Raw genomic sequence first — 1,474 nt, forward strand, 5'->3', positions numbered from 1 at the left:
GGCCGGTGTCCGGGGCGGTCACGGCGCGGGCTCCGGAGGTGCGTGGGCCGAGGCCCGGGTCAGCTTGCGGGTCGCGTGGACCAGGAGGGTCAGGGCCGCCGCTCCGCAGGCGAGCGCGGGAACGCTGCCGGCATCCCAGGTCGCGACCAGGGTTTCGACGGGGGTCGCGAGGGACCCCAGACCGGGGAGGCGGGAGGCGAAGACCGTGGCGAGGGCGGCCGCCTCGACCATGGCCGCCGCGGTGAGTACCACGGCGGGGGCGTAGGTGAAGCCGTGCGTGGTGAGGAGGCGGGCCAGGAAGAGCAGGGAGCCCAGGGCCAGGGCCTGCGCGAGGGCCGGGGGCTCGTCGAGGACTGCCGTGCAGAGGGTGAGCAGACCCGCCAGGGCGCCCAGGAACAGGGCGAACGTGCCGAGCAGGAGGGGGCGTACGGCGGCGGCGAAGTCCTCCAGGCCACGGCTGCCACCGAGTCTGCGACGGGTGCGCACGGTGAAGAGGTGTGCGGTCCAGGCGGCGGGCGCGCAGGCCAGGGCGAGGGCCAGCACCGGAGCGGCGGTGAGGGGCCAGGGGCCGTCGGCCGTGCCGGTGGGCAGGCCGTCGGGGCCTCCGGCGAGGGCGTTGTCGAGCAGGCCGTTGCCCAGGAGGGAGTAGGCGACGAGCCACACCGTCCAGGGGGTGGTCCTGCCGCGGGCCGCGCCGGGGCGCGGTCCGGGCCGGTCCGCATCGGTCCTGCTGAGGGGGCCCCGGCGCAGGGCCGCGCGGAGTGCCAGGGCCACGGCGAGGGCACCGGCTGCGGCCGCGAGCAGGCGGGACTGCCCCTGGGTGAGGTGCACGGCCGTCACGGCTACGGCGCACAGCACACCGGGCAGCAGCGTCATAAGGGCCCAGCCCGCGCGCACGCGAGGCGTGACGGGTGGGGCGGACAGGGGGGTGTCTCCGTCACGGGAGACGCGCGCGTACATCTCCTCGGCGAGGGAGAAGACGTCCCGGTGGCGGAAGCGGGCAGCGGTCCGGTCGGTGATGCCGTGCGCTTCCAGTCCCGCGGCGATCTCTAGAGAGTCCACCGCACGCTCGCACAGCTTCCGGTGACGGTGCATCAGCGCCTTCACCGGGTCGGCAGCGCCCCGACGCGGGGTGGATGCCTTGCGATCGGCGGCCGGCTCCCGCGCCCCGGGCATCTGGGGGTCGGCGGCCGGCTTCCGGTTCTCGGGCGCCATACGACCGGAGACCGCCTCCTGGTTCTCGGGCGCCATGCGATCGCCGACCGCCTCCGGGGCTGACGGGTGCGTGATGGCCGGGTCGGTCGTGCCCGGGTCCGTCGTGGCCGGGTCCGTCGTGCCCGGGTCCGTCGTGCCCGGTTGCGTAGTCGTCGTGTCCGGATCTCGCTCCGGACGGGCATCCAACAGCCCGGGGGTGGTCGGGGTTCCCGGGCGGTCCAGTTCAGTCAAGTCGCTCATCGCGCGCCCTCCGGGGCGG

Annotated in this window: 1 protein-coding gene; it reads right to left on the reverse strand. The window is 75.8% G+C overall.

All coding sequences use genetic code 11. The annotated features are described in order from the left end of the window. Positions 1–18 precede the first annotated feature (18 nt). Positions 19–1,215, reverse strand: a complete 1,197-nt coding sequence (locus C1J00_RS43165; protein ID WP_342751819.1) for a hypothetical protein — start codon at positions 1,213–1,215, stop codon at positions 19–21. Between the last annotated feature and the right edge of the window lie 259 nt (positions 1,216–1,474).

Origin of the sequence: Streptomyces cahuitamycinicus, from assembly GCF_002891435.1 — a bacterium.
In the GTDB taxonomy this organism is placed as follows: domain Bacteria; phylum Actinomycetota; class Actinomycetes; order Streptomycetales; family Streptomycetaceae; genus Streptomyces; species Streptomyces cahuitamycinicus.

Bases quoted from the DNA above. Each gene is read 5' to 3' on its own strand.
- C1J00_RS43165 (WP_342751819.1), bottom strand. From the start codon at position 1,215: ATGGCGCCCGAGAACCGGAAGCCGGCCGCCGACCCCCAGATGCCCGGG.